Annotated in this window: 26 protein-coding genes; all 26 read right to left on the bottom strand. The window is 61.5% G+C overall.

What is annotated here, in order from left to right:
• On the bottom strand, positions 1 to 927 hold the full coding sequence (locus tag G3580_RS04635; protein ID WP_173764154.1) for a class I SAM-dependent methyltransferase: 927 nt from the start codon (positions 925 to 927) through the stop codon (positions 1 to 3).
• Positions 914 to 1,525, bottom strand: a complete 612-nt coding sequence (locus tag G3580_RS19985) for an acyltransferase (RefSeq protein WP_228720768.1) — start codon at positions 1,523 to 1,525, stop codon at positions 914 to 916. Before G3580_RS19985 ends, G3580_RS04635 begins: the two co-directional genes overlap by 14 nt.
• A complete protein-coding gene (locus G3580_RS04625) occupies positions 1,525 to 2,292 on the bottom strand; it encodes an HpcH/HpaI aldolase family protein (RefSeq protein WP_173764153.1) in 768 nt (255 codons plus the stop codon). Before G3580_RS04625 ends, G3580_RS19985 begins: the two co-directional genes overlap by 1 nt.
• Positions 2,289 to 2,918 carry an HAD family hydrolase gene (locus G3580_RS04620; RefSeq protein WP_228720839.1) on the bottom strand — a complete coding sequence of 210 codons (630 nt, stop codon included), beginning with the start codon at positions 2,916 to 2,918 and terminating at the stop codon, positions 2,289 to 2,291. Before G3580_RS04620 ends, G3580_RS04625 begins: the two co-directional genes overlap by 4 nt.
• Positions 2,919 to 2,923: 5 nt before the next feature.
• Entirely contained in the window at positions 2,924 to 3,778 is an 855-nt protein-coding gene (locus G3580_RS04615; protein ID WP_217424600.1) for an FkbM family methyltransferase, read from the bottom strand.
• On the bottom strand, positions 3,775 to 4,665 hold the full coding sequence (locus tag G3580_RS04610; RefSeq protein WP_173764151.1) for an NAD-dependent epimerase/dehydratase family protein: 891 nt from the start codon (positions 4,663 to 4,665) through the stop codon (positions 3,775 to 3,777). The genes G3580_RS04615 and G3580_RS04610 overlap by 4 nt, the downstream gene beginning before the upstream one ends.
• Before the next feature lies 1 nt (position 4,666).
• Complete coding sequence (locus G3580_RS04605) at positions 4,667 to 5,650, bottom strand: phosphoglycerate dehydrogenase (RefSeq protein WP_173764150.1); 984 nt, start codon at positions 5,648 to 5,650, stop codon at positions 4,667 to 4,669.
• Between the two features lie 31 nt (positions 5,651 to 5,681).
• Complete coding sequence (gene pgl, locus G3580_RS04600) at positions 5,682 to 6,362, bottom strand: 6-phosphogluconolactonase (protein WP_173764149.1); 681 nt, start codon at positions 6,360 to 6,362, stop codon at positions 5,682 to 5,684.
• Positions 6,359 to 7,939, bottom strand: coding sequence for a polysaccharide biosynthesis PFTS motif protein (locus G3580_RS04595; RefSeq protein ID WP_228720837.1), 1,581 nt, complete (start codon positions 7,937 to 7,939; stop codon positions 6,359 to 6,361). Before G3580_RS04595 ends, pgl begins: the two co-directional genes overlap by 4 nt.
• Before the next feature lie 129 nt (positions 7,940 to 8,068).
• On the bottom strand, positions 8,069 to 8,602 hold the full coding sequence (locus G3580_RS04590) for a GNAT family N-acetyltransferase (protein WP_173764147.1): 534 nt from the start codon (positions 8,600 to 8,602) through the stop codon (positions 8,069 to 8,071).
• Positions 8,599 to 9,645, bottom strand: coding sequence for a pseudaminic acid synthase (gene pseI, locus G3580_RS04585; RefSeq protein ID WP_173764146.1), 1,047 nt, complete (start codon positions 9,643 to 9,645; stop codon positions 8,599 to 8,601). Before pseI ends, G3580_RS04590 begins: the two co-directional genes overlap by 4 nt.
• A gap of 14 nt (positions 9,646 to 9,659) precedes the next feature.
• Positions 9,660 to 10,595 carry an ATP-grasp domain-containing protein gene (locus G3580_RS04580; protein WP_173764145.1) on the bottom strand — a complete coding sequence of 312 codons (936 nt, stop codon included), beginning with the start codon at positions 10,593 to 10,595 and terminating at the stop codon, positions 9,660 to 9,662.
• Complete coding sequence (locus G3580_RS20435; protein ID WP_407671030.1) at positions 10,592 to 10,810, bottom strand: hypothetical protein; 219 nt, start codon at positions 10,808 to 10,810, stop codon at positions 10,592 to 10,594. The genes G3580_RS04580 and G3580_RS20435 overlap by 4 nt, the downstream gene beginning before the upstream one ends.
• Before the next feature lie 20 nt (positions 10,811 to 10,830).
• Complete coding sequence (locus G3580_RS20240; RefSeq protein ID WP_173764143.1) at positions 10,831 to 11,280, bottom strand: metallophosphoesterase family protein; 450 nt, start codon at positions 11,278 to 11,280, stop codon at positions 10,831 to 10,833.
• A gap of 8 nt (positions 11,281 to 11,288) precedes the next feature.
• Positions 11,289 to 12,128 (bottom strand): NAD-dependent epimerase/dehydratase family protein, encoded by an 840-nt coding sequence (locus G3580_RS04565; RefSeq protein ID WP_173764142.1) that lies wholly within the window; start codon positions 12,126 to 12,128, stop codon positions 11,289 to 11,291.
• A gap of 16 nt (positions 12,129 to 12,144) precedes the next feature.
• The gene (locus G3580_RS04560) at positions 12,145 to 13,017 is read right to left on the bottom strand and encodes a class I SAM-dependent methyltransferase (RefSeq protein WP_173764141.1); all 873 of its coding nucleotides are present in this window, start codon (positions 13,015 to 13,017) and stop codon (positions 12,145 to 12,147) included.
• Entirely contained in the window at positions 13,010 to 14,083 is a 1,074-nt protein-coding gene (pseG, locus tag G3580_RS04555; RefSeq protein WP_173764140.1) for a UDP-2,4-diacetamido-2,4,6-trideoxy-beta-L-altropyranose hydrolase, read from the bottom strand. The genes G3580_RS04560 and pseG overlap by 8 nt, the downstream gene beginning before the upstream one ends.
• 13 nt (positions 14,084 to 14,096) lie before the next feature.
• Positions 14,097 to 15,383: an aminotransferase class III-fold pyridoxal phosphate-dependent enzyme gene (locus tag G3580_RS04550; RefSeq protein WP_173764139.1), complete on the bottom strand. Its 1,287-nt coding sequence runs from the start codon at positions 15,381 to 15,383 to the stop codon at positions 14,097 to 14,099.
• 14 nt (positions 15,384 to 15,397) lie between these two features.
• Positions 15,398 to 16,108: a pseudaminic acid cytidylyltransferase gene (gene pseF, locus G3580_RS04545; protein ID WP_173764138.1), complete on the bottom strand. Its 711-nt coding sequence runs from the start codon at positions 16,106 to 16,108 to the stop codon at positions 15,398 to 15,400.
• Positions 16,109 to 16,121: 13 nt separating this feature from the next.
• Positions 16,122 to 16,913, bottom strand: coding sequence for an SDR family oxidoreductase (locus G3580_RS04540; protein ID WP_173764137.1), 792 nt, complete (start codon positions 16,911 to 16,913; stop codon positions 16,122 to 16,124).
• Between the two features lie 20 nt (positions 16,914 to 16,933).
• On the bottom strand, positions 16,934 to 17,965 hold the full coding sequence (locus G3580_RS04535) for an N-acetylneuraminate synthase family protein (RefSeq protein WP_173764136.1): 1,032 nt from the start codon (positions 17,963 to 17,965) through the stop codon (positions 16,934 to 16,936).
• 1 nt (position 17,966) lies between these two features.
• Positions 17,967 to 19,037 carry a Gfo/Idh/MocA family protein gene (locus tag G3580_RS04530; protein ID WP_173764135.1) on the bottom strand — a complete coding sequence of 357 codons (1,071 nt, stop codon included), beginning with the start codon at positions 19,035 to 19,037 and terminating at the stop codon, positions 17,967 to 17,969.
• Positions 19,038 to 19,042: 5 nt separating this feature from the next.
• Positions 19,043 to 20,227, bottom strand: coding sequence for a UDP-4-amino-4,6-dideoxy-N-acetyl-beta-L-altrosamine transaminase (gene pseC, locus G3580_RS04525; protein ID WP_173764134.1), 1,185 nt, complete (start codon positions 20,225 to 20,227; stop codon positions 19,043 to 19,045).
• Positions 20,224 to 21,141, bottom strand: a complete 918-nt coding sequence (locus tag G3580_RS04520) for an SDR family oxidoreductase (RefSeq protein WP_173764133.1) — start codon at positions 21,139 to 21,141, stop codon at positions 20,224 to 20,226. The genes pseC and G3580_RS04520 overlap by 4 nt, the downstream gene beginning before the upstream one ends.
• 30 nt (positions 21,142 to 21,171) lie before the next feature.
• Positions 21,172 to 22,926, bottom strand: a complete 1,755-nt coding sequence (locus G3580_RS04515) for an ABC transporter ATP-binding protein (RefSeq protein ID WP_173764132.1) — start codon at positions 22,924 to 22,926, stop codon at positions 21,172 to 21,174.
• 165 nt (positions 22,927 to 23,091) lie between these two features.
• The gene (locus G3580_RS04510) at positions 23,092 to 24,099 is read right to left on the bottom strand and encodes an NAD-dependent epimerase (RefSeq protein WP_173768598.1); all 1,008 of its coding nucleotides are present in this window, start codon (positions 24,097 to 24,099) and stop codon (positions 23,092 to 23,094) included.
• Between the last annotated feature and the right edge of the window lie 29 nt (positions 24,100 to 24,128).

The following is a 24,128-nucleotide window of genomic DNA, read 5'->3' as shown; positions in this document are numbered from 1 at the left end:
TCAGACGTTCTCCGATTTATGGATGATCCCGACCAAGGTGTCACACATGCCACAGTCGATCAATGACTGTTTGTAAGCCTCCTCGGCAGCCGAACCCAGCTTTTCCGTGAAGCGCCCCATGCCGCCGGGACGGCCATCGCGCGCCCAGACCATGTGGTTCGACAGGTCGTATCGCTGATCACGCAGCACGCGGGCTTCACTGCCGACCTGCTCAAGCAGATAGTTCAGCGAGGGCTCGTTGAAATACCACGGATGCGCGACCGACCAGTAAAAGCGCTCGAATGCCGGGATATCGTAAACCGAGTAAAGTGGGTCGGCGGCATTCGGGATCTCGAAGATGATTTGCCCGCCAGGCTTGAGCATGGCCAACTGCGTCGTGAGGAAGGCGACCGGGTCCGCAATGTGCTCCAGAACGAAGAAATGCAGGATCAGATCGAAGCGAGCTGTCGGAGATGCCTTTTGCAGGGCTTCCAGCGACGCATGAGCTGGCAGGCCGCGGCTGCGGACAAACTCGCTGAAGATGCCCGATGGCTCGATGCCGGTGCACCGATGGCCCGCCTCGGCCAGCGGATAGAGCATGAATCCGGAAGAGCACCCGACCTCGAGAATATCGAGCGAACCGTCCAGATAGGGTGCCATGTACTTCATGCGGCGCAGTCGCGTGGGTTCGTTCGCAACCAGATGCTGTTCGGTCTTCAGCCACCCGCCCTGCTCTCCGGACCGGCTGGCCATGAAACCCTCGAATTCGGCGGCATAGAATCGCGCCTCTTCCTCCTCGGTCAGCGCGGGGAACTGATACCGGACATCGCATGCGCCACAGTGGAAAAAGGCACGCGCCCCGGAGACATCGCCAAAGACGTGCCGGGTCACCACGGACTGCGATTCACGACCGGCAGAACAGAGTGGGCAGCGTTCAGGCAACGCCATGGGCAACTTCCTTCTTGTTGGGCGGTTGGTATTCAATGCGCTTGATGACCCGCGCCGGATTCCCGGCGACGACGACTCCGGACGGCACGTCTTCGGTCACGACAGACCCGGCCGCCACCACCGAACCGGCTCCGACCCGGACACCGCGCAATATCGTCGCCCCCGCGGCAATCCACACATCGTCTTCGATGTTAATCGGGCGTTCGGCCAGTTCGATCTGCGTCGGGAACGCGAAACCGTGCTTGGCCATGTATTGCGCGTGGCGCACCTGGGCATCGAGCGGGTGCGTGAGGTTATCGCAAATGAAGCAGTCGTGCGAAATCAGCACCCGGTTTCCGATCTGCACGCGCGAGAGTGCCCAGATGCGGGTGCCCTGCCCCACATAGGAGCAATCACCGATCGAAATGAAACCTTTGTCGAAGAAACTGTACAGCTCGCCCGCGCAGATGACATGGTCGCCCAGCGATATTTCACCGGAAGCTCGCTTGCTGATGAGAATTTTCGACGGGACGGCGCTCGAATGCGCCCCCTGTCGATATCGCCCGGAGAAACGCCTGGCCTGATACCACCAGAGACGAAGCCTGCCGCGCAAACCCATCAGCGCGATTCCACTGGGTTCATGGCCGACATGCGCAAGAAGACGGAATCGATCGAATACGCCAGGAAACGGTAGCCTTCGTCGAGTTTGCTGGTCAGTTCGGCCGCATCGGGGGCCACCACGTGCAGCCCGCATGGCTTCCCGGCGACGCGACATGCACTTCGGATACGCTCCATGGCCGTCAGGAACCCGGGCGCATCGAATTGTCCGGTCACTCCCATCGACGCCGACAGGTCGTAAGGCCCGATCAGGATCGCGTCCAGTCCGTCGACAGCAAGGATTTCCTCAAGACTGTCGACAGCACGGATGTGTTCGATCATCGCCACCAGCAACGGCGCCTGCGCCTCTTCGGCGTAAGCCGCAAAATCCGCTCCGAAGAGATTGGCTCTCGAGAAGCCGACGCCACGCGTACCGGACGGTGGCCAGCGACAGGCATCGCGGACACCTGCCAGTTGCTGTGCCGACTCCACCATGGGAACGATGACGCCGCCGGCGCCCGCGTCCAGCGCGCGCTTGCAGTCCTTGGTCGCACCGTGGGCCAGCCTCACCAAAGGCAGCGTCCCACCCAGCTCCAGTGCGCGGAAGAGATCAGGCAGTTGATGCGCGCCGACGGTGCCGTGTTCCATGTCCACCGCCACCCAGTCGTAACCTGATCTCCCCATGATCTCGGCGATCGACGGATGAGGGATCTGAATCCAGCTGCCGATGCTGGCGTTGCCGCGATCGAGCGCCTGGCGGATGGACTGGATCTTTTCCTTGCGATTCATAGGCCAGAAAAATCCTCAACGAAAGGGCCGTCATACTTCAGGAATGCTTGCACATTGTCGGCGTGACGGCGAAGCAGGAACGGAATGGCGTTGTTTTCGGCGGCAGCCATGTCGGCCGTCGCATCGCCGACCATCACGCACTCGCTCTTCACGAGACCGCGATCCGAAATCGTCTGGCGAATGGCCTCGGATTTAAGTGTCGGCGCCCCAAACACAGCCAGGAAACAGGTCTGAAGGTCGATGGCGGACAAAATGCGTTCGATCTCCTCCTGCGGCGTCGCCGTCACCAGGAAAAACCGCTGTTGATGCCGGTTCTGCCTCAGGTAGTCCTCGACGCCCGGCACCCACGGCGCGGTCACGACATTTTCAAACACCGCGTTGGAGAACCGATCGCAGTAGTCGGCCACGTGAGCCTCGTCGGACGGAAGGCCCGCCCATTCGAGGTACACAGGCAATTTGTCGAATCGCGACATGCCGCCATTGGCCAGGTGGTGCGACCGCACTGACTCACACACTCGGGGGCCAAACGGCCGGAACAGTTGTACAAAGGCCTCCGTCTTGACGGACACGGATTCCTTGATGACGCCGTCGAAATCCCAGAACACCGCTCGGGCGCCGGTCAGCACGGCACTCAACGCGTCTCCCGCACCCAGATCTGGTTGTAGGTGTTCTGGAAGCCGGTCGTCGAATTGTCGATCATCTCCGAATGCAGCTTGTGCTTCAGTGTCAGGCCTGCGGCCGTAAGCAATCGCTCGCATCCCTCCGCCTGCTCCTGGAAATCGTCGTTCACCTCGATCAGTACCTGCTGCACCCCCGCAAGCACGGAGGCACCGCCTGACAGGATCAGATGCTCGATACCATCGACATCCATCTTGAGGAAATCGGGCTGCGGTATGCCCAGCAAGTCTCGCGCTGCATCCATGGGCAAGCCCATGGTCTGGAATTCGAAGACCTTGCGAATCGCTTCTCCATCCCATCCGTACTGCTCACCGAAGGTTGACAGCGCGCCGCCCCACTCTGTCGTGGTCATTCGCAATTCGTTCGAACCGATCGCATTGCTCAGCGCCAACGGAACGATGCACACACGCGACACCAGTTCGTTCAGGTGAATGTTGCGCGCCAGCAGCTCAAGGTTGAACACTGAAGGTTCGAATGCCCACACGCGGCACTGGCGGCGCTTGGCCGCGTATACCGAGTACAGCCCGATATTGGCGCCCACATCCCAGAGCACGCTGCCCTCAGGCAGCGAGTCGATCCATTGCAGCGTCTCCGGCTCCTTGCTCGAGAAGGTCTGAGCACGCCAGTTGCACAGCTCGTTGGGCGCTGCAAACCGCAAACGGCAGCCCTCGTGCTCCACCTCCCGCACGGTTTCCATCGAAACATCGAGCATCTGCTTGAACACGTACTTACCGGCGCGCGTTCGACCACCAAAGTCGAGTGAATGCCGGATCGCGCCCTTGAGCGCTTCCTTCAACGCGGTTTTCAACCCTCTTCCCCTTCATTCGCAATTTCGTTCTGGACCTCGCCGATCAGCTGCAACAGCCCCTGACCGAGGTCAACATGCATCGGCGGCACGTACTTTCGGCCCAGTTTGGGTTGGTAGGCGTAAGGCGTGCGGACGTAGTGGCCTGCGTAGTCCCCTTCTTCGAACTCCACGGCCTGGGGCATGCCCAGAATCTCGGCCACCATTTTCAGCATGTCCATCACACGCATCGGCTCCTGGCCGGTCAGGACCACGTGCTGATTTCGAAACTCGTCGCCCATCGCCGCCACGCTGGCACGCGCAGCATCTTCGACGTGAATGTATTCGCGCATCGCTTCCGCGCTGCCGGCGTAGCGAATCCGCCCGGTTCTGAGCGCTTCGTTCACGATCCGCCACAGACCGTTCTGATCGTTGGAGCGAGGACCGTATAGCGAGCCATAGCGCAGCACCGTGTAGTCCAGTCCGTAGGCCGCCTGGTATTCCTCGACATAATGCTCGGCGGACTGCTTGCTGCAGCGATAGAAGCTCCCCTGGCGACTGTAGACGTAGACGGTGCTGGCATAGATGAAGCGTCTGACGCCGGCGACGCGGCACGCCTCGAGCACATTGGCATTACCGAGCACATTGATACGGATCGTCTCCAGGGGCTTGTCGAGCGCCTCGTTGAGATCGGCGAGCGCCGCAAAGTTGTAGACGTACTCGCAACCGGCCACGGCATCGGACACACTCCGGGCATCGAGCAGGTCACCGACCACCATGGTCTGCTCCGGACGCACCCACGGCGAAGCCCGTCGATCGTAGACCAGCACCTCGTGACCGGCCGCACTCAGCGCGTCCGCCACATGGCTGCCGAGAAAACCCGACCCTCCGATCACACAGACCCGTGCCATGTCAGAGCCCCTCCCGCTGGACCTGGTATTCCGCATCGGGCACGAGCCCCTGAAGCGGCGCGCCCGAAAGATAGCGAATGGCCTCCTCCGTCGCCTCGATCTCCATTTGCGTCCGGCAATCAATCGACATGGAGCCCATGTGCGAGGTCAGGAGACATCGATCAATGCTGCTTAAAGGCCCTTGGTACGGCTCTTCGCAGAAGACATCCACGGCCGCGCCCGCCAGCCGACCATCGGAGAGGACGCCGGCCAGATCGGCCTCGTTGATGATCCCGCCCCGCGCCGTATTGACGATCATGGCGTCCGGCTTCATGAGGGACAGGTGCTCACACGTGACCATATTCCTGGTCTGAGCAGTCAGCGGCACATGGAGGCTGACGATGTCCGATTCGCGGTAGATGACCTCTTTGGACACCCGCTCGACCCCGGGCACCTCACTCAGGTCCACGTCGGCATTGGTGTCATTGACTAGCAAGCGGCCAGCTCCCAGCGACGACAGGTGGCGAAGCACGCGGCCCCCGATCCGGCCCGCGCCCACGATGCCGAAGCACATATCCGGCAGGCGACGTCCGAAATACCGGTGCCACTCCCCCCGATGCATCTGCGCGTTGGCCAGGTGAATCGAGCGCATGAGCGAGAACATCAGTCCGATCGTCAATTCTGCAACGGCCGGTGCCGGGGCATCCGGGGTGTAGCTGACCTTGATGCCCCTGCGTTCTGCGCCCATCAGATCGACACTGTCGAGGCCGATGCCGACACGGGAGATGAGCTTGAGCCCGGGCGCATTGGCCATGACCTTTTCGGTGATCGGCTCGGTGCCGGCGATCAGGACCTCGACATCACTCACCATGGAGGCCAACTCGTCCTCCTTGAGTTTGCGGCCGATCGGATTGATCAGATACTCGACCCCTGACGCCTCCAGCTGCCGCAGCGGCTGATCGTTCTTGTCTCCGAACGGAACGGTCGTGATGAGGATTCTTGCCATCTTCTATGTCTTCGCTTCTAGCAGTTGTTCTCTACGCTGCCGTGTCGAGCAGCCACGTCGCAGTTCGCACCAGGGCGGCGGGCAGCTCCGATACATCGTCACGGCCCGACCTGACGCGATGCGCCACGCTCGCCTTTGTCGCCCCGTCCGCGAGGACGAAGATCGCCCCAGCGCTTTCAATGACGGGCGGGGTCACGGTCAGGCGCTCGTGCGGCCATTTCGGCCCGGTCACCGGTACAACCGTCCGAACCTGCTCCCCCAGCACCGCAGCCCCGGGAAACAGGGAGGCAATGTGCCCGTCCTCGCCGACGCCCAGCAACAAAACGTCGATTTTACTCGGCAGAAGGCGTTCATAGCGAAAACAAGCACTGGCGCGGTCCGCCATTTCCGCCTCCATGCGCTCGATGATGCAACCCGACGGCACGCCATGAGCGAACAGGGTCTCCATCGCCATGCCGAAGTTACTCTGCCCGTCGTCCGGGGGAACGCAGCGTTCGTCGCCGAAAAAGAACTGCACGTTCTGCATGGCATGAAACGCAGGGAGTCCGGCCCAAGCCTCGTAGAGGCGCCGGGCACTTCGGCCGCCGGTCAGCATGACGGCGCAGCGCCCCTGCCTGCCCAGAACGGTCTCGACGGACGCCTGGACGCGTGATGCGGATTCCCGAGCCCAGCTTTCGGGTGTCAAAACGATCAGATTCGGATCAGCGCTCATGCGGGGATTTGCCTTTGTTCGAACGTCCGGTGTTGATCAGCCAGCCATGCGCGCAGCGCGTCTCGCCCCGACAGGACGGGCACGCCATGGGCAGCGCGATCATCCGTCTGAACCCGGCCGGAGGGGTCGTAGAACACTGACGGCTTGCCTGAATCGCAGGCCAGCAGAGCGGTCGACGTGAACGGCAAGGAGATCGTCACGGTGGTGGATTCGATCACGCGCAGCGCCGACACAGCAGGATCGACCAGAGAAACGTGTTCGTCACATCCCAGACGTTCCGCACAGGCGCGATAGCCCGGATGCGCCATACGGCCGATCTGCCGCTTTCGCTTCCACACCATGCGCCCACCGAGCGCTGCGACCTCTTCGGAGACATCTCGAATGAACGCATTCACTGTCTCCGGCACGTAGAACTCGGTGTCAAGCGCCAGCGCCTGATACCAGGAGGCCCGGGTGGGTGTGACATCGAACACCGCCACGGAGAATCCGGGTGCTGGCGCCAGGATCTCCGCGCTCCCCTGAAACCAGATTGGACCCACCACGTCGATTTTCGCCGAAGGGCCGATGGCCCTTCTCACGAAATCGGCCTGCGCCTCGTCCCACACCAGGTAACTCGACCAGTTCATCGACCGATAACCGTAGTACATGGGTGGGTAAGCATCCACCCGCTTGAAGGGCTCGCAGTTGGTCGAGTAGAAGTACATTGCGACCGCGCCTCCCGCAGCTTCGACTTCGTACGTCCAGACGGGCCGGTAGATCCAGCCACTGTTGTGGAAGTAGTAGGTGCGCGCGAGCGATTCGGGCGGGATGCACCTCGCCTGCGCCGCGACCGTGGCCTGGCTCAACAGCAAAGCGTGCCACCACTGCCCACGCAGCAGATCGGCGCCAGCCGTCAGGATCGCCTGCAGGCTCCAACGAGCGTAGGCCGACAGCTCTTTCCGGCCGCAGAGCGGAGCAATGGCATCGGGGCGAAACTCGAGCTCGAGATCGCCCACTCGCTTGCAGGGCACACCGGGCACGGAATGCCACACCTTGGATACACGTTTGCTTCGACCAGGCCATCGGGAGAACCACGAGACGATGTCGTGGCTGGAGGTATCGTCATCGGATGCAGGCAGGTTTGCGCGCGACAGATACATGAAGCAGACCGCGCTCACCCCGTCGGGCCTCGGTGCACCGCCAGCGCGCATTCCGGCAACAAGTATCCGCAGTGCACGGAAGGCGCCGTACGCCCACATGCCCAGCACATATCCGCGCCAGAGCAACTGGCAGCGCCATTGCGACACCGCAAAGCCGTTCCGCCGCATCGCTTCCTGCCAGTACATGGGCATCGGATACACCACCGGGCGACACGGATCGCCTGCACACATCAGCAAGGATCGATTCAGGCCGACGCCACCGATCAGCACGAGCAGGTACTGCCTCAACACCCGCTCCGCAGCGACGATGGCCGCCCCCATGAACGCCGGGCTGAAGCGCCCTGATACGTTAGGCACCACGGTTTCGGTCAGCTCATTCTTGATCACACCAATCGCGCCAAGACGCGATGATGCTCTGAGCGCCCGGTATCCACGCATGACTGCGCGCAAACGCTTGCGCCGCCATAGGCCCGTTCCGGGCACAAGCGCGAGCAAGCCCGTCAGACCCGCGAGCCTCACGCGACAGCGCCCGGGCAAGCAGACGGGCGTATGGTCACGCCGGGGTGATCAGGGGCGTGCGGCATAGACCTTGACCGTGGTGGGCTGCCCTTCGAACAGATACTTCCCCGGGATATCGAACACCCAGTGGTAACCGGCTGATTCGAACGCCCGCCGGGATGCCGTATTCCCCTCGTAGGCGCCGGCCTCGACCCATCGAAGCCCCAGCGAATTGATCGCCCATCGCGTCACGGCTGCAATCGCGCGACCGCCCAGACCCTGGCCCCACACGCCACGATCGAACAGGCACACCCCGATATGGGCGGTGCCATGGCGATGCTCGATTCCGTGCAAGCGGACCGTCCCGACATGAGGCTCGCGCCCTGCAGCAAAAACACCCCACAGGACGGAAGACGGGGAAGACGCGTCGGCCGCAACGAACGCCCGCACGGACTCAAGCGTCTGGGGTGTGGCTTTCACCGCATCGAGGAAACGATTGACCACCGGATCGTTGAGCCCATTGACGTATCCCGGGTGCGCATCGGCCTCACGCAGAGGTCGCACGAAGCCGCCCTCGATGGGAAGCGTCACATCGGGCGTCACGACATCAGATCCCAGGTCAGCGCAGTGCCACGCGCGACATCCCTCTTCACTCGCTTGCCGAGAATTACATCCAGGTATTTCGTCGGCAAACCAAGGCCCGGCCGAATCGCGCGGATATTGTCGTGGCCCAGCTCCGTACCGGCCGCGATGTTCTCGACCACGTAAAGGGAGCGCCGATACTGAAGCGACTTGCGTTCGGCGTCCGTCGGCCCGTAGCTGACTGCCCCCAACGCCTGCCAGGCGCGCTCGGTGGCCTCGACCAGATCCGTGAGTTCAGCGGGCTCCATGGAGAATGCGCTGTCGACGCCGCCGTCGGCACGGGACAGGGTGAAGTGTTTCTCGATAACCGTGGCGCCGAGGGCAACGCTGGCCACCGACACGCCCGACCCCATGGTGTGATCGGAAAGGCCGACCTCGCAGCCGAACAGTTCGCGCATGTGCGGGATCGTGCGGATGTTCGTGTTTTCCGCCGTGGCCGGATAGGTACTCGTACATTTGAGCAGGATCAGATCACGGCAACCGGCAGCGCGTGCGGCGCGCACGCTCTCGTCGAGTTCAGCGAGCGAGGCCATGCCGGTGGACATGATCAACGGTTTGCCCGTCGCGGCCACGCGCTTGATCAGCTGCACATCCGTGTTCTCGAACGAGGCGATCTTGTAGCAAGGCACATCCAGCGATTCGAGGAAATCCACCGCGGAATCATCGAATGGCGTACTGAACGGCACCATGCCGTGGGCCCGCGCTCGATCGAAGATGGCCTGATGCCACTCCCATGGGGTGTAGGCCTCCCCATACAGTTTGTACAGGGACGCGCCGGCCCAAAGGCTCTTGCTGTCGGAGATGTGAAATTCCCGCTCGTCGAGATCGATCGTCATCGTGTCGGGCGTGTAGGTCTGAATTTTCAGCCCGTGCGCACCGGCCCTGGCGGCCGCATCGACAATCTCCAGCGCCCGTTCGAGCGACTTGTTATGGTTACCCGACATCTCCGCGATAACGAAGGGCTTTTCGTTCTGGCCGATCTTCCGGCCGGCAATACTGATCATGTCCAAACTCCTGGTCAGGATTCCTTGACCACCACAGCGTCCTGGATGCGCACCATGACCTGCCCCGCAGCAATTGTCGGCAACTGCACCTCGTGGCCCAGCAACTCCTCGAGCGCCCAGACGACGTCACAGAAACCCAGTCGATGCCGCATCAACACGGTGGACGAGAACCGGGGGTTGATTTCGAATACGCGCGGCCCCTGGTCGGTGAGCCGCAGCTGCACATTCATGCTGCCGCGCAAATCCAGTTTCTCCGCGATGACTTCGCACATGCGCGTGGTCTCGGCATCTTCGATGACGCGGGCCCAGCCGGTGAAGCCGCCGGTCAGGCGGCGGAGCATGAGCAGGCTGGCCGTACGACCCTCGCGCGTTCGATACACCGCGCATGTGATTTCCCGATCCGCGGGCTCGAGCAACTCCTGAAAGACCGCGTTCGGGTACTTGCCGGCGAGATATCGGGCTTCGACCTCATCCTGAACGGTAAACACGGCGCGCGAGCCGGAGCCCGTCCGGTTCTTCAGGATGCAAGGATATGCCAGCGGTGCCGCCTCGCTGACCGGCAGTGTCCACGGCGCAGGCAACCCGAAGCGGCCGAGCGCTTCGACCGTCGACAGTTTGTCGAGCCCCGTCTGGATGACCGAGGCCCCTGCGGTGACACACCGCGATTCCCCCAGAGACGAGATCAGATCTCCCAGCACGGTCAGTTCGGGTTCCGACATGGGCAGGAAGACATCGATGCCCCGGGTCTCGATCAGATCACGGATCGCATCGACATAGGCCGGATCGCTGGCCGGCGGCATGAGGACGAGTTCATCCACGAACAGGCGTCCGCCATGCTGCTCGTGCGTATCCGTGCCGACAAGACGCCAGGAAGGCCAGTGCGACCGGATGATGGTCGCCACCCCCTGGGCAATATCTCCACCGATACCTGTGATCAAAAGCGACTTCATCTGCGTTCCAATACGTCTGCCAGATAGGGCAATTCCGGGTGAAGTGTTCGTGCCTGCGCCTGAATCGGGCTGAAATCATACGACTCACACCGGAACGACACGGAACCGCTCTGCGTATCGTAGAGCGCCCAGTGGGCCCCGGGCTGCCGGTTGCGTGGCTGCCCGACCGAACCGGGGTTCACCAAGCGCGTATTGTCCCCCAGGACACGCTCCATGGGGTAATGGGTGTGCCCTGTCACCACCAGATCGAAGGCGTCCAGCGCGCCGTCGGCCATCCCCCAAGGTCGCTATCGGGATAGACGTAGCGATCCAGATCCTCGGGCGAGCCATGACAGAGGAGGATCTTCCGCCCATCCAGTTCAAGCGACAGAGGGTGAGGCAGGTTGCACAACTGATCGACTTCGCGTTCGCTCAACTGAGCCAGCACAATATCGAGTCCGGACCCGTATCTGCGCCGGATCTCGCCACCTGATGCTGGCTCGCGCCGCAAGCGCGCCAACATCTCCTCATGGTTACCGCGTACGACGAACTTTTCCCACGGCGCAAGAAGATTGATAACGGCACGTGCGGAAAAATAGTACCCAACAAGATCGCCTGTGATGAGTAGCGCATCAACTCGCTCTTGAGCCGCTGCATTCAGAACAGTATTCAAAGCCAATGCATTGGAGTGCACATCTCCAATCAAGGCCAACCTCACTGGCAAACCTCATTCGCGATGTCGAGCAGCGCCGCTTTGAAGGATCGAGCATCAGGAAGAGTGGGCGACGGCTCTACAATCTGGTCGAACCCGCGATCCCCGGGCATTTGTTCCGGCTTCATGCCTGGGTGCAAAACGTCGCAGATGGTCTGCAACATCTGCGAGACAACCATCGGTTCTCGTCCTGCAACCAGATGGGTACCCTCTACCCTGTTGTTAAGCGCGTACACAATCGCCTCGGCAACATCTTTGACATATATGTAGTTTCGAACAGCCTCACCCGAACCGTGCAAAAGCGGAGGGCTCCCATTCAAGACGGATTTGATCGATCGATTGATACCGAGATGGTCGGGGCCCTCAAGGCCAAAAATGCCGCCTATTCTCAAAATGGATGCACTGACACCCGAGGCTCGAACAAGCTGCTCTCCCAACTGCTTGCTCAACATGTAGGGAATTTCAGGCCTATCATCGGAGTTGATCCCGATACGCGACGTTCTTAACCCCGCGATTAGCGCCGCTGACGAAAAGACAAATTGCGCACCCATTCGCTTAGCTATCGAGACCAGAGCGGCGGTCGCCGCTACGTTTGACACATACAGTTCGTCGATTGATTGATCGCCAAAGCCAACTTTTGTCGCCAAATGAACTATGGCATCCACTCTAGGCAGGCAATTCACTTGCGAGTAAAACTGTTCACTCTCGAAATCGAGAACCAGAGTCTTGTCGTCAAACCTCTTTCTCGCGGACGGGATGACGTGCCAACCTTCCGAATCCAACCGTCGGACCAAGGCACTTCCAACGAACCCGTTCGCTCCTGTTATAAGAACTGATTTCATCGCTTCAGCCCCACTTCTAGCCAACCTGAATAAATAGGGTCAAATCCCTGCCCACGCCCAACCTTCCCGCAGCAGACCAAAAGGCCAGCACATCATTGACCGGTTGCCGATGGATCATGTTCTCCAGCTGGACACGCGCCCGGTGGGCCCCTTTGCCACGCGCGCCGTCCCGCACATAGTTGGAACCTTCATGGAACAGAAACCAGTCAATCGGGAAATCGCCCAGCAGTTCGACGCATTTCCAACCGGTCTGCCGCGCCGTCTCCGGCAATGACACATGGTCGAAGTAGGACAGGTGGTCCGGCAAGGCCACCCAGAATTCGCGATCGATGTGCCCAAGCTCGAGCGCCTCGCGCTGAACCGCGGAAAAATCGTTGGGCACCGTGATGACCGCCACGCCACCCGGGGTCAGCAGCCCTTTCAGGGAGCGCATGAGATCGACGGGGTCGAGCACATGTTCGAGGACGTTCTGCAACCAGACGACGTCATAGGTCCGGCCTGCCGCGCTTTCCGCCGCAAGCAAGGCGAAGACATCACCGACCAGTAAGTGCTCGCGACACTGCGGGTTCTGCGCCTCGACCCCCGCCGCGCTGAAATCCAGCCCCTTGACCGACCACCCCTGCGAGCGGAAGTACGCCATCGCAAAGCCTTCACCGCAGCCCACGTCCAGCACTGAGCGGGCATTGGGCGTGACCCTCGTCAGGACGGCGTGACGCTGCTCAAGTTTTGTCCTGAAGTAGGCCTTTTCCTGATCGCTGTACTGGTGCTCATAGCTCCCCCGCGCCTGCTGGTAGTACTTCTCAGCGTAATAGGCTTGCAGCTCCTCGACGCCGGGTTTGTCTTCAAGCGTCCAGAAACCGTACTCGTGCTGGATCAAGCGCTTATCCATGTTCGCTCCGGGATTGATGCATGACGCCTTCCATGGCGCGGGCGACCGCAATTGCACCGTTCGCCGAGGCGTCAATCAGATTCAAGGCCGCGTCAGCCATGGCCGCCCGCTCGGCGGGACGATCGATGAGTTCTCCGATGGTGCGCGCGTAATCGCGGTCGGACAAAGTCTGGGCCCAGCCCAGATAGGCAATCGCCCCGGTCTGCGCAACGTCGGTCGTGGTGCGCACCTGATTGTCGGCAAAGACCACCGTCAGCGTGGGCAACCCCAACGCACAACGCTCCCACATGGCCGCGCCACCCGCGCCGACCCCCAGATCCGCCGCGGCGATCAGCTCCGCCATGTTCGAGACCTGGCAGTGGTAGTGGGCCCACGCGTGCTGGAGACAGAAATGCTCGATTTTGCCGCGGTGCGGATTACCACTGCCAACCACGACGTCGACCGCAATGTCGCTGCGCCCCAGTTGTTCAACGCCTCTAAGGACGGGGGCGGTCAGGTTCAGCGGGTCCGTCCCCCCGAAAAACACGATCATCCGTCGCACCGGGCCGTTTCGGGGCCTCAGCGCCCGACGCGCCGCCCGGAACTCCGGGCGCAGCAGCACGAACTCGGGGCCCAGCAGAAGCGCAGTGTGCGCGGGCACCAACCCGTCGTAACGCGATGCCATGTCGGCGTAGTAGTTCTGGTCGAGCAGCAGATCGCAATCATGCGATCGGTTTGCCAGGTCATCGACGACCATCAGATGACGCACCACCGGACGGATGATCTGTTCCCACCGCCGGTCGAGCCCGTAGTGGTCCACGATCAGCCAATCCACTGGCGGACGGTGTCCGGCGATCAACGCCAGGGTATCCGCGGCGTCGGCACCCGACCCAGCGGGCGTCGCAGCGATCTCGTGGCAGGCGAAGCCCCGTTGCCGGATCGGCTCGATCATCGCGCCATCCAGCGCCTTGCAAATGAACGCCACGTGAGCGCCGCGCGCCACCAGTTCATCCGCGAGTGTCATGCATCGCATGACGTGACCGCTTCCGATATCGATCGAGGAGTCAGCCCTGATGACGACGTTCACGGTGGGGCTTGCGTCATCGGACCTTGAACAAAGGCTCGAGCGGCTCGCAACGAAGCTTCGATTCGAGCGTGCCGTCCTTGACCGCGGCCGAAATCATCGGCATAACGTCTTCGTACGCCTTGAAAAGCAGGCTCAGATCCTCATCGCTGTGGGAATAGCTCATGTTGTGCGTCCCGATCGTAAGGATGCCGCGGGCAAACATTTCCTGGAGGAACAGGGTCTTGATCTGCCACATCGAGTAGGCATCCGTGTCCTTGATGGTCAGGAAGCTCCAGGTCGGATTTCCGGCAACGCCGAGAAAGTCCGACGCCCCGGACGCAGAAATGAGCGCGCCCAGTCGATCAACGATCTTCGCGCCCTGAGCGTACATGGTGTCGATAACCGGCTCGCGCTCCAGCTTCCTCATCGTCGCCAATGCTGCCGCGAGCGAGAGCGTTTCGCCACCGAAGGTGAAGGAAAAAAAGATCTCTTCCATCAGTTTCATCACGTCCGCCCGCCCCGCCACTGCGGAGACGGGATACCCGTTTGCCAGGCCCTTGCCAAAGGTCGCCAGGTCCGGGGTCACACCGAACAGTTGCTGAGCGCCGCCGGAGGCATAACGGAACCCGGTCACGGTTTCGTCGAAAATGAGCAGCGCGCCGTACTTGTGGGCAAGTGTCTTGACCGATTCCAGGAAGCCGGGCGACGGCTCCGTCAGATTCATGGGCTCGAGAATGACCGCGGCAATCTCTCCGGGGTGCGCGTCGAACACGGCCTCGAGACTCTTGATGTCGTTGTAGGCCCAGGTGTGAGTCAGTGCCCGGGTGGCTGACGGTACGCCGCGGTTGCGCGGGGTCGTCCCAATGTACCAGTCCTGCCACCCGTGGTAGCCGCAGACGGCAACGTGATCTCGCCCGGTGAACGCGCGAGCCAGCCGGATCGCGCCAGCCGTGGCGTCCGATCCGTTCTTGCCGAAACGAACCATCTCGGCGCACGGCACGAGATCGACCATTTTCTCGGCCACTTTCATTTCAATCGGATGAGGCAGTGAAAAGACCACCCCCTCCTTCAGTTGCGCCGCCACTGCCGCGTCAACATCCGGGTCCTGATAGCCCAGCGTGATTGCCGCGAGGCTGTTGATGAAGTCGACGTACTCGTTTCCATCAACGTCCCAGACCCGCGATCCCGCGCCCTTTCGAATGAAGTAGGGCGACACCCCGTACGGGTACTGGGTCTTGCTCTTGCTGAACGTCTGGCTGCCGAGCGGAATGGTTTTCAGTGCACGCTCAAGCAACTGTTCGGAATGGTGATAGGTGCGCATGTGGAAACTCGGCGTCAGGTTGAAGGCGGACTCGCCGGCGTGGCGGTCATCAGACGGTAAAGCTGCTCGGCGTAAGCCAAGTCTTCGACCGTATCGATGTCCACCGCCCGTTCGGTCGGCATGATGTAGGACAGCACCTTGCCGGTCAGCGGATTGTCCTGGAGCAGATGCTCGGCGCGCCACCAGGTGAACGGGCCGCATTCATAGTAGGCGTGCGCCAGGTCCTGGGAGCGGATCGTCAGGCTTTCCGGAGAGACGGCACTCATCAGGCCGCTTTCGTCGCGGCGGAACGCCCACTCGATGGGCACGGGATAGCGCGCGTAGACCAGTAGCGGATGTTCGCCGCCATGCGCGCTGAAGGTCTGATACGCCGCTTCGACATCGTGGCTGAGCACGAGCGGCGCATTGGGCATCATGCAACAGATCTCGGAGAAAACCTGACCGCGCGTCCGATACTCGTCGACCACCCATCGCAAGACCGGCATCAGACCGGTGAAGTCGTCCGCCAGCGCCGGATCGCGCATGAAGTCGACCTCGAAACCGAGCTTGACCGCCACATCCCTGATCTCTTCGGAATCGGTCGATACATGGATCTTGTGGAACACCCCCGACCGTTCAACCGCCTCAAGTGCATAGGCGATCATCGGGCGCCCGCAGAAGGGCATGATGTTCTTCCCCGGAATGCGCTTGCTGCCCCCTCTGGCGGGAATGACGGCGAGTTTCATCGCGCGCGCGTCCTCATGAAATGGTCCTGAGCGCCCCGCCATCGATCGCCAGGCAGGTCCCGTTCATATAGGCAGCACGGTCGCTGGCAAGGAAGGCTACCAGCGCGCCGTATTCGAGCGGGTCGCCAAAACGTCCCAGCGCCGTTCCGGCTTCGGCCTCGGCGCGCCACGCTTCAAACGAAATGCCCTTATTCCTTGCCGCGCTCTCACCGAGTTCATTGACACGATTGGTCATGAATGGCCCCGAAAGCAGGGTGTGAACCCGCACGCCCTGGCGCGCATGCTCCATGGACAGGGTCTTGGCGAACGCCGCAGAAGCACTTCTGAAAACGTTGGAGAGCACCATGTTTTCAAGCGCGCTTTTCACGCAGGTACTCTCGATGTTGATGATCCTGCCCCAGCCATGTTCGCGCATCGACGGAACGACCCGGCGACACGCCCGGATCTTGCTCATCAGCACCAGATTGAACGCGGCCTCGTAGTCGACATCGGACAGATCGAGGCATGCGCCGACCGGTGGCCCGCCGGTGTTGTTGATCAGGATATCGACACGACCGAAGCGCTCGAACACCTGGTCGAAGAACCCGTTCAATGAATCAGCGTCACTGACATCGGTTGTACAGGCGACGAGGTCACGCCCCGATCGTTGCCGAATGTATTCGGCCGTCTCTTCGAGCCGCTTCTGGTCGCGGGCGCAGATGGCAACACGGCAACCCTCGTCCGCGAGCACGGTGGCAATACCTCGCCCGATTCCGGCACTCCCGGCGAGCACCACGGCGACTTTGTTCGACAATCCCAGATCCATCTTGACTCCAACTCCTTGGTTCAGCGCTGTGCGAGGTCGTCCCACTGGATCTGATGCTGCGCATCCAGCGGCCGACCCAGCGATCTCCCCACCATTTCAGACAACATTTTCGGGTCGACGCCCCCTTTGCCGGGGCGCAAAGCCACGAGATCAGCGGGTTCGAGAACGTGCCCGGCCGGCAGCGCATGACGGGTGAACAGGCCGCGCCGGTGAACACTTCGATCCTTGAATTCCATCTGGGAAATTTCCTTGGAAGCACCGCTGGACGCGGACGCGTAGTCCAGCATCCACTTGGACTCCTTCCAGCCCTCTGGATCGAGGCACACCACCCAGTCGGGGCCACGCCAGTCCTGGTCCGGAGCCAGATGCTTGGTGATGAGCGCAGCACCCTTGGCCACCGCCAGTGCCGGCACGAACCTTGTCGCTGTGTGGTCTACAAATCCGGTCACGAGTCCGTAGCGCCGCTTGAACAGCTCGATGCAGTCAAGTTGCAGGAGTTCTGGCGGCACGCCGCGTGTCGTGTCGGAGGACATCACGTGCTGTCCGTGCAACAGTCCAACGTTGGAGCATCCACGACCCAGCGCATGATTGACCGCCCAGTCGATCTCATCCATCGTCCCCATCAGCGTGGCCAGCCAGAACGGCTTGCCGGTCGATGTCACCGCGTCGATGATCTTCGGGTTGGTCAGGTCTGTGGCATTGACACAAAAAACGTCGGCACCGGCCTCGGCGCACAACTCGATGATGGCGGGTGACAAACCGGCCACCTGGCAAAGCAACCCGCAGGCTTGCGCATGCGAGATGATGTCGCGAATCTCGGTCGCCGAAAGCTCCCGGCTCTTGTAGATGTCGTAGCCGGGGTCCGTGCGGATATACATGTCATCGGCCAGAAAGAACTGGAACTCGATGCCGTCGGCCATGCAGTCTGCCGCCAGTTGCGACATCCTCATCGCGACGGCCGCGTCCCCCTGATTGGCTTGTCCTTCCTCGGCAAACATGAGGGCGGCACGCCCCTCGCCCACAATCCTGTTTCCGATTCTCATGAGGCCCATGCTATTTCGTCCTTGCGTGTGTCCAGTCAACAATTCCGACGCTTTCTATCGCCTTGAGCACTTTGATGCCCGCGTCGATCCCGAGATCGGGATCGGGTTGATTCCGTGAAACGAGGCCGACAAAGTGCTCCATTTCGGCCAGATAGGCATCGTTTCCAGAATACTCCAGCGGGCGCGTGACAGGCTCGACCTCGTATCCGATCCCGTCCTCCAGGATCCGGAACAGCCCCTTGCGATCCCTTTCAGGGTCTTCCCCGGGCAGAAAGCGTTTTTCCCGGGCATCCCACAAACGCAGCACCTTCTGATTGAAATCCGCCTCGACGTAGCCGTGCTCGCCATTGACCCGGAACGACCTGCGTGGACAGCGCGCGAGAAAATCCTCGTTGAGCGTGACGGCGACCCCGCCCGCCGTTCGGGCGGTACACATCACGGCGTCGTCCACATCCACATCGAGCCCGCTCAAGCGCATCTTCGCGCCGACCACAGCATCGATATCGCCAAAGAACCATGACACAACATCAAAGAAATGACTCATGCTGGTGAGCATGACGCCGCCGCCCTGCTTGCGTTGAGCCGCGTATTCCGTGCGGTAATCCTCGCGGAAGTGCCAGTCGGGCAGATACCACCCCCCCATAAATTCAGCGCTCAGGACACGTCCGACGGGTTGGGTATCGAGTAATCGTTTGATCGCCTGCCATTCCGCACGAAACCGGAACGTGTGCGCCATCATGAAAATTCGGTCCGACGCCTGCAAACGCGCCTTCAGCGATTCGGCGTCAGCACTGGTCGGACACAGCGGCTTCTCCATCATGACGTGCATGCCGGCACCGAGCATGGCCATCGCCGGGGCGATATGGAGATGACTGGGTGTCGCGATCAGCGCGGCATCCGCACCCGAGGCGCGGGCAGCCTGATCGAAGTCGGCATAAACGGCCGCGGCCCCCAGCTCACGGGACAGCTCCTCCAGGCGCGACGCATTCGGATCGCACAGCATGAGTTCGAGCCCCAACCGTTTCGCATTTCTGGCATGTCGGGTTCCGATCGAACCACAGCCGATGACGAGCAGTTTCATCCAGGTCAGACGCGCTGACGCGCGACCAGAGACTGAATTGATTGAATCACGCGAGCCTGTTCTTCATCAGTCAGATCGACGAACAGCGGAATACTCAAGGCTTCAGCGTAGAAATCGACGGCACGCGGACACGATGCCGGATCCGCCCCAATGGATCGATAGACCGGATGCCATGGCACCGGAATGTAATGCACCTGGGTGCCAATACCCTCTGCCCTGAGCCGCATCATGAATTCGGACCGGGAGATGTCCAGTTCCTTGAATTTGATCCGCAGGACGTGCAGATGATGCGCACTCGACTCGATGCGGTCGGACTGAGCCGGCCGGCAGTGTTCGCAGCCTGAAAAAGCCGCGTCATAGTTCGCCACCAGTTCGCGCCGACGCTTCATGAAAGCATCGAGCTTACCCAGTTGAGAGAGCCCGAGCGCGCACTGAATATCCGAAATCCGGTAGTGGAATCCGAGTTCCTGCATTTCGTAGTACCAGGGATTCTGGATATCGCCGGTGAAGGCCTGGCCTTCGAACACGAACGGATCGTCAAGCTTGTTGATACCGTGGCTGCGCAACCTCAGCAAGCGGCGATAGACCGCGTCGTCGTTCGTCGTGATCATGCCCCCTTCACCCGCGGCGATCGCCTTCACGGGGTGAAACGAGAATATGGTCATCAGCGAATTTGCGCAGCATCCGACGCGACGCCCGTCCGGATAGGTGGCGCCAAGCGCATGTGCGGCATCCTCGATCACGGCCGCGCCGGCCTTGTCTGCCAATGCCTTAATAGCCGGCATGTCGCATGGCAGACCCGCAAAATGCACAGGCACCACAGCTTTCGTGTCCGGATGAGCTTCAAGTGCCGAAGCGAGCGCGTTCGGCGACATGTTGATGGTTTCCGGATCAATGTCGGCGAACGCCACCTTCCCGCCCGCGTAGAGCCCGGCATTGGCCGAGGCCACGAACGTGATCGGCGACGTGATCAGGGTGGTGCCCGGTCCGACGCCGGCAGCGAGGGCCGCAAGATGCAGTGCCGCCGTCCCGCTGGAGACGGCAACTGCATGCCTGGCCCCGACGTATTGCGCGACCGCATGCTCGAAGGCCTCGACCGCCGGCCCCTGCGTGATCAACCCGCTGCGGAGGACATCCACCACCGCCGCGATGTCATCCTCTTCGATATGATGTTTTCCGTACGGAATCATAGTATTTCCAGTTCAGACGCCAGGCCCGAGAGCGCTTGCTGGCGAAGCCGTGCGAGTTGATCCTTGACTGAGCCCACGTCCTGTCCGATTACTGAGCGCACCTTTTCATTGGAAAGGCTCATGTCACGCGGCCGGGCCACGAGATTCGGGACATCCGCGATCGCCCCCCGATGGATGGGCGATGCATCTAGGGCGAACACCTCGGCCAGCATTAGGCCGAATTGCAGTTTCGTGAGTCGCTCGCTACCGACCACATTGAACACCCCGCTGGCGCCCCGCTCCAGCAGTGCATGCGACGTCTCAATGAGGGACTCGGCAAGAATCGGGGTGTAATAGACATCATCGAAAAGCGATATGCGCCGCCCCTGCCGCACTGCGCCGATGATGGCATCGCTGAACGACTGACGGTAACTCGTGCCCCACCCGTAGAAATTGGTTCGAATGATCAACGCTTCGGGGCACACCTTCGCGACACGCACTTCTGCTTCAGCCTTGGTTGCGCCATAGACGTTCTGCGGTGCCACTGGCGTCTCTTCGGTCGCCATGGGGCGATCACCAGCAAACAGGTGGTCTGTTGAAATGTGAACAAGTGGGGTTGCGCGCGACGCACAGGCCCACGCGACGTTTTCAGCCAACTCGACGTTCACGTGGCGAGCCAGTTCTGGCGCTTTCTCACACCCCTCAACGCTTGTACACCCTGCGGCATGGATAACCGCCTGAGGCTCGAACTCGTCGAGAGCAGCCTGTATCTGAACACGCGAACTCAAATCCAGCACGTGGCCGACTGAGCCTGCCAGCGCAGGCATGCGCTCGTGGAAAGCGAGCACGACGTCGAACCGGTCGCGCATGGTCGCGCACCAGTTGACTGCCAGCAGACCGCTGCCGCCCGTGATGATTATGCGGGGTTTCGCCAAGGTCGAATTCCTGTATTCATTCTTTCCGGATCACGAATGACCCCCTACGATTTCTTCGTAGCTCCCGACACGCACTACTTTCCCATCCGCCAACTCGACGATCCTGTTGCATTTTTGCAAGGTCGTCAGCCGGTGAGCAATCATGACGACCGTCAGATCTGCGCGCAACGCATCGATCGCGGCCATGACGGATCGCTCGGTCGCATTGTCCAGCGCACTTGTCGCCTCGTCGAAAACGATGACATCAGCCTGCTTGTAGAGCGCGCGAGCAATCCCGATGCGCTGACGCTGCCCGCCCGACAGCCGCCCGCCCCGCTCGCCGACCACGGATCGATACCCGTCCGGCATCGATTCGATCAGATCCGCGATCTGGGCCTGGCGGGCCGCCGCCCGAACGCGCTCATGGTCGATCTTCGACGGCGGAACGCCGAAGGCGATATTTTCTTCAACCGAACTGTCCGACAGAAAGATCGCCTGGGGGACATGCGCAATATGTTTCTGCCACGCCCGTCGGGTTGAAGCGTCGATCTTGACTCCGTCGATCAGGAGACCGCCACTGACCGGAGCGAGCAAGCCCATGATGATATCCATCAAGGTGCTTTTCCCACTACCCGTCGCACCGATAATCCCGATCCGATCTCCTTTCCTTATCGTCAGGTCGAGTTGCTGGAGCACCGCGGCTTGGTCTGCCTGATAGGCGAACGAGAGGCCATCAAGCCGGATTTCATGCTCGAACGCCAGCGGTCCGGTGTCGGATGGCTCCGCCTCGGCGCCGGCGTGCTCCAGCATGGCAATGGCATCCTCGACCGAAGCCTGGTTTCCCTTAATGCCCGCCCAGGAAGCGTAGGCCTGCTGCAAGGCCGGCACCATCCGCTGTGCGCCTAGCGCGAGCACGCCAAGCAACGGCAGAGCACTTTCCAGCCCGCCCGGCTGACCGACCAGATAGTAGGAAAGCGCTGCGATCATGCTCAGACCAATCGCCTCAATGGCGTAGCGCGGACTGGTCGAGATAAACTGATTATTGCCCTGCGCTCTGCGAAGCGGCAGATCCGCATCGCGATACACCTTGCAGTAGGTCGCCTGGCTGCCGTCCAGCAACACGTCCCGAATACCACCGAGCCCCTCCTGGAGACATTTCAGGACGCGGGTTGACTCCTCGGCGATGCGCCGCCCATTGCTCGCCAATCGCTTTCTGGCGGCAAAGATGAGCCCACCGTAGGCAGCGCCGAAACCCAGCAGCGTCGCGAGGGCCACACCCGGATCGAGAGAAACGAGCCCCGTCACGATCACGACCAGGGTCACCATCGCGCTGGCCAATTGAAGCGTCGGCAACAAGCCGCCGTAGATCACGGCGTGAGACTTCACAGTTATTCCACTGATCGTCTCGCTGCTGTTTCGTGCAACGTGCGTCGCGTAAGGCTGATGTAATGCCTTGTTGTAGATGCCGAAACTGATGTCTGCGCCGATCGCGAAGGCTAGACGGGTCATCACCCACAACAACAGCATGCGAATCGCCGCGGACGTGAGTGACGCCAACGCGAAAATGCAGGCAAGCGGCAAGAGCAGGGATTCGGCGGACGTGATGTCCAGGGCCTGGATGACCGGTTGCAGGGCGGCGGATTCGAAAACCCGCTCGGGAGCCGCCATCACGGCGAGAAACGGCATGACCGCGCCCAGGCTGAGCAACTCTGCAAAAGAAGATACGAGTATCAGCAAGCAAAGTCCCCCGATCTGCCAGCGTCGGCGCGAATCGAGGTGAGGCCACAGGTTCGTCAGATGTTTCATCGCAAGCCAATACACCTCTTCGCGGGTGCAATCGCCACGGCCAGACTCATATCAGGGGTTCCCCACCCATGCCGCCCACCACCGTTCTGTCGGAATCGGCAGACCTTGCGAACATGCGCCGGACGGCAGCGCCTGCCGTCCGGCGCATGTTCGCGGCGATCTCTTTCAGGCCTTGAAATAATCGCGATACCACGCCACGAACCGCGCCACCCCATCCTCGACCTTCGTCCCCGGATGGAATCCGGTCCACTCCGACAGCTCCGACACATCCGCAAACGTGGCCGGCACGTCGCCCGGCTGCAGCGGCAGCATGTTCTTCTGCGCCGTCATGCCCAGCGCCTTCTCGATGGCTTCGATGAAGGCCATCAGCTCCACCGGGCCCTGGTTGCCGATGTTGAACACGCGGTATGGGGCGCTGCTGCGGGCGGGGTCGGCCTTGTCGGCGTCGTAGTCCGGGTCGGCGGCGGCATTGCGGTCGGTGACGCGGATCACGCCTTCGACGATGTCGTCCACATAGGTGAAGTCACGCTGCATCTTGCCGTGGTTGAACACGTCGATGGCGCGCCCTTCTAGAATCGCCTTGGTGAACAGGAACAGGGCCATGTCCGGGCGCCCCCAGGGGCCATACACAGTGAAGAAGCGCAGGCCGGTGGTGGGCAGGCCGTAGAGGTGGCTGTAGGTATGCGCCATCAGCTCGTTGGCTTTCTTGGTGGCCGCGTACATGCTGATGGGGTGGTCCACCGAGTCGTGCTCGGAGAACGGCATCTTGGTGTTGCCGCCGTACACGCTCGAGCTGCTGGCATAGACCAGGTGCTGCACCTTGTTGTGGCGGCAGCCTTCGAGGATGTTCATGAAGCCGACGATGTTGCTGTCGATGTAGGCGTGCGGGTTTTCGAGCGAGTAGCGCACCCCGGCCTGGGCGGCCAGGTGGATGACCTTGTCGAACTTCTCTTCGGCGAACAGACGCTCCATGCCGGGCCGGTCGGCCACGTCCATCTTCACGAAGCGGAAGGCGGGATTCGGCTCGAGGCGCGCGAGGCGGTCGCGCTTGATCTGCGGGTCATAGTAGTCGTTGAGGTTGTCGAGCCCGACCACCTGGTCGCCGCGCGCCAGCAGTCGTTCCGATGTGTGCATCCCGATGAAGCCGGCCGCACCCGTCACCAGCACTTTCATGATCCAGTTCCCGAGGAAGACAAAGGACA

It is taken from the genome of Nitrogeniibacter mangrovi (genome assembly GCF_010983895.1).
GTDB lineage: Bacteria > Pseudomonadota > Gammaproteobacteria > Burkholderiales > Rhodocyclaceae > Nitrogeniibacter > Nitrogeniibacter mangrovi.
This window is presented reverse-complemented; position numbering and strand designations above follow the sequence as displayed.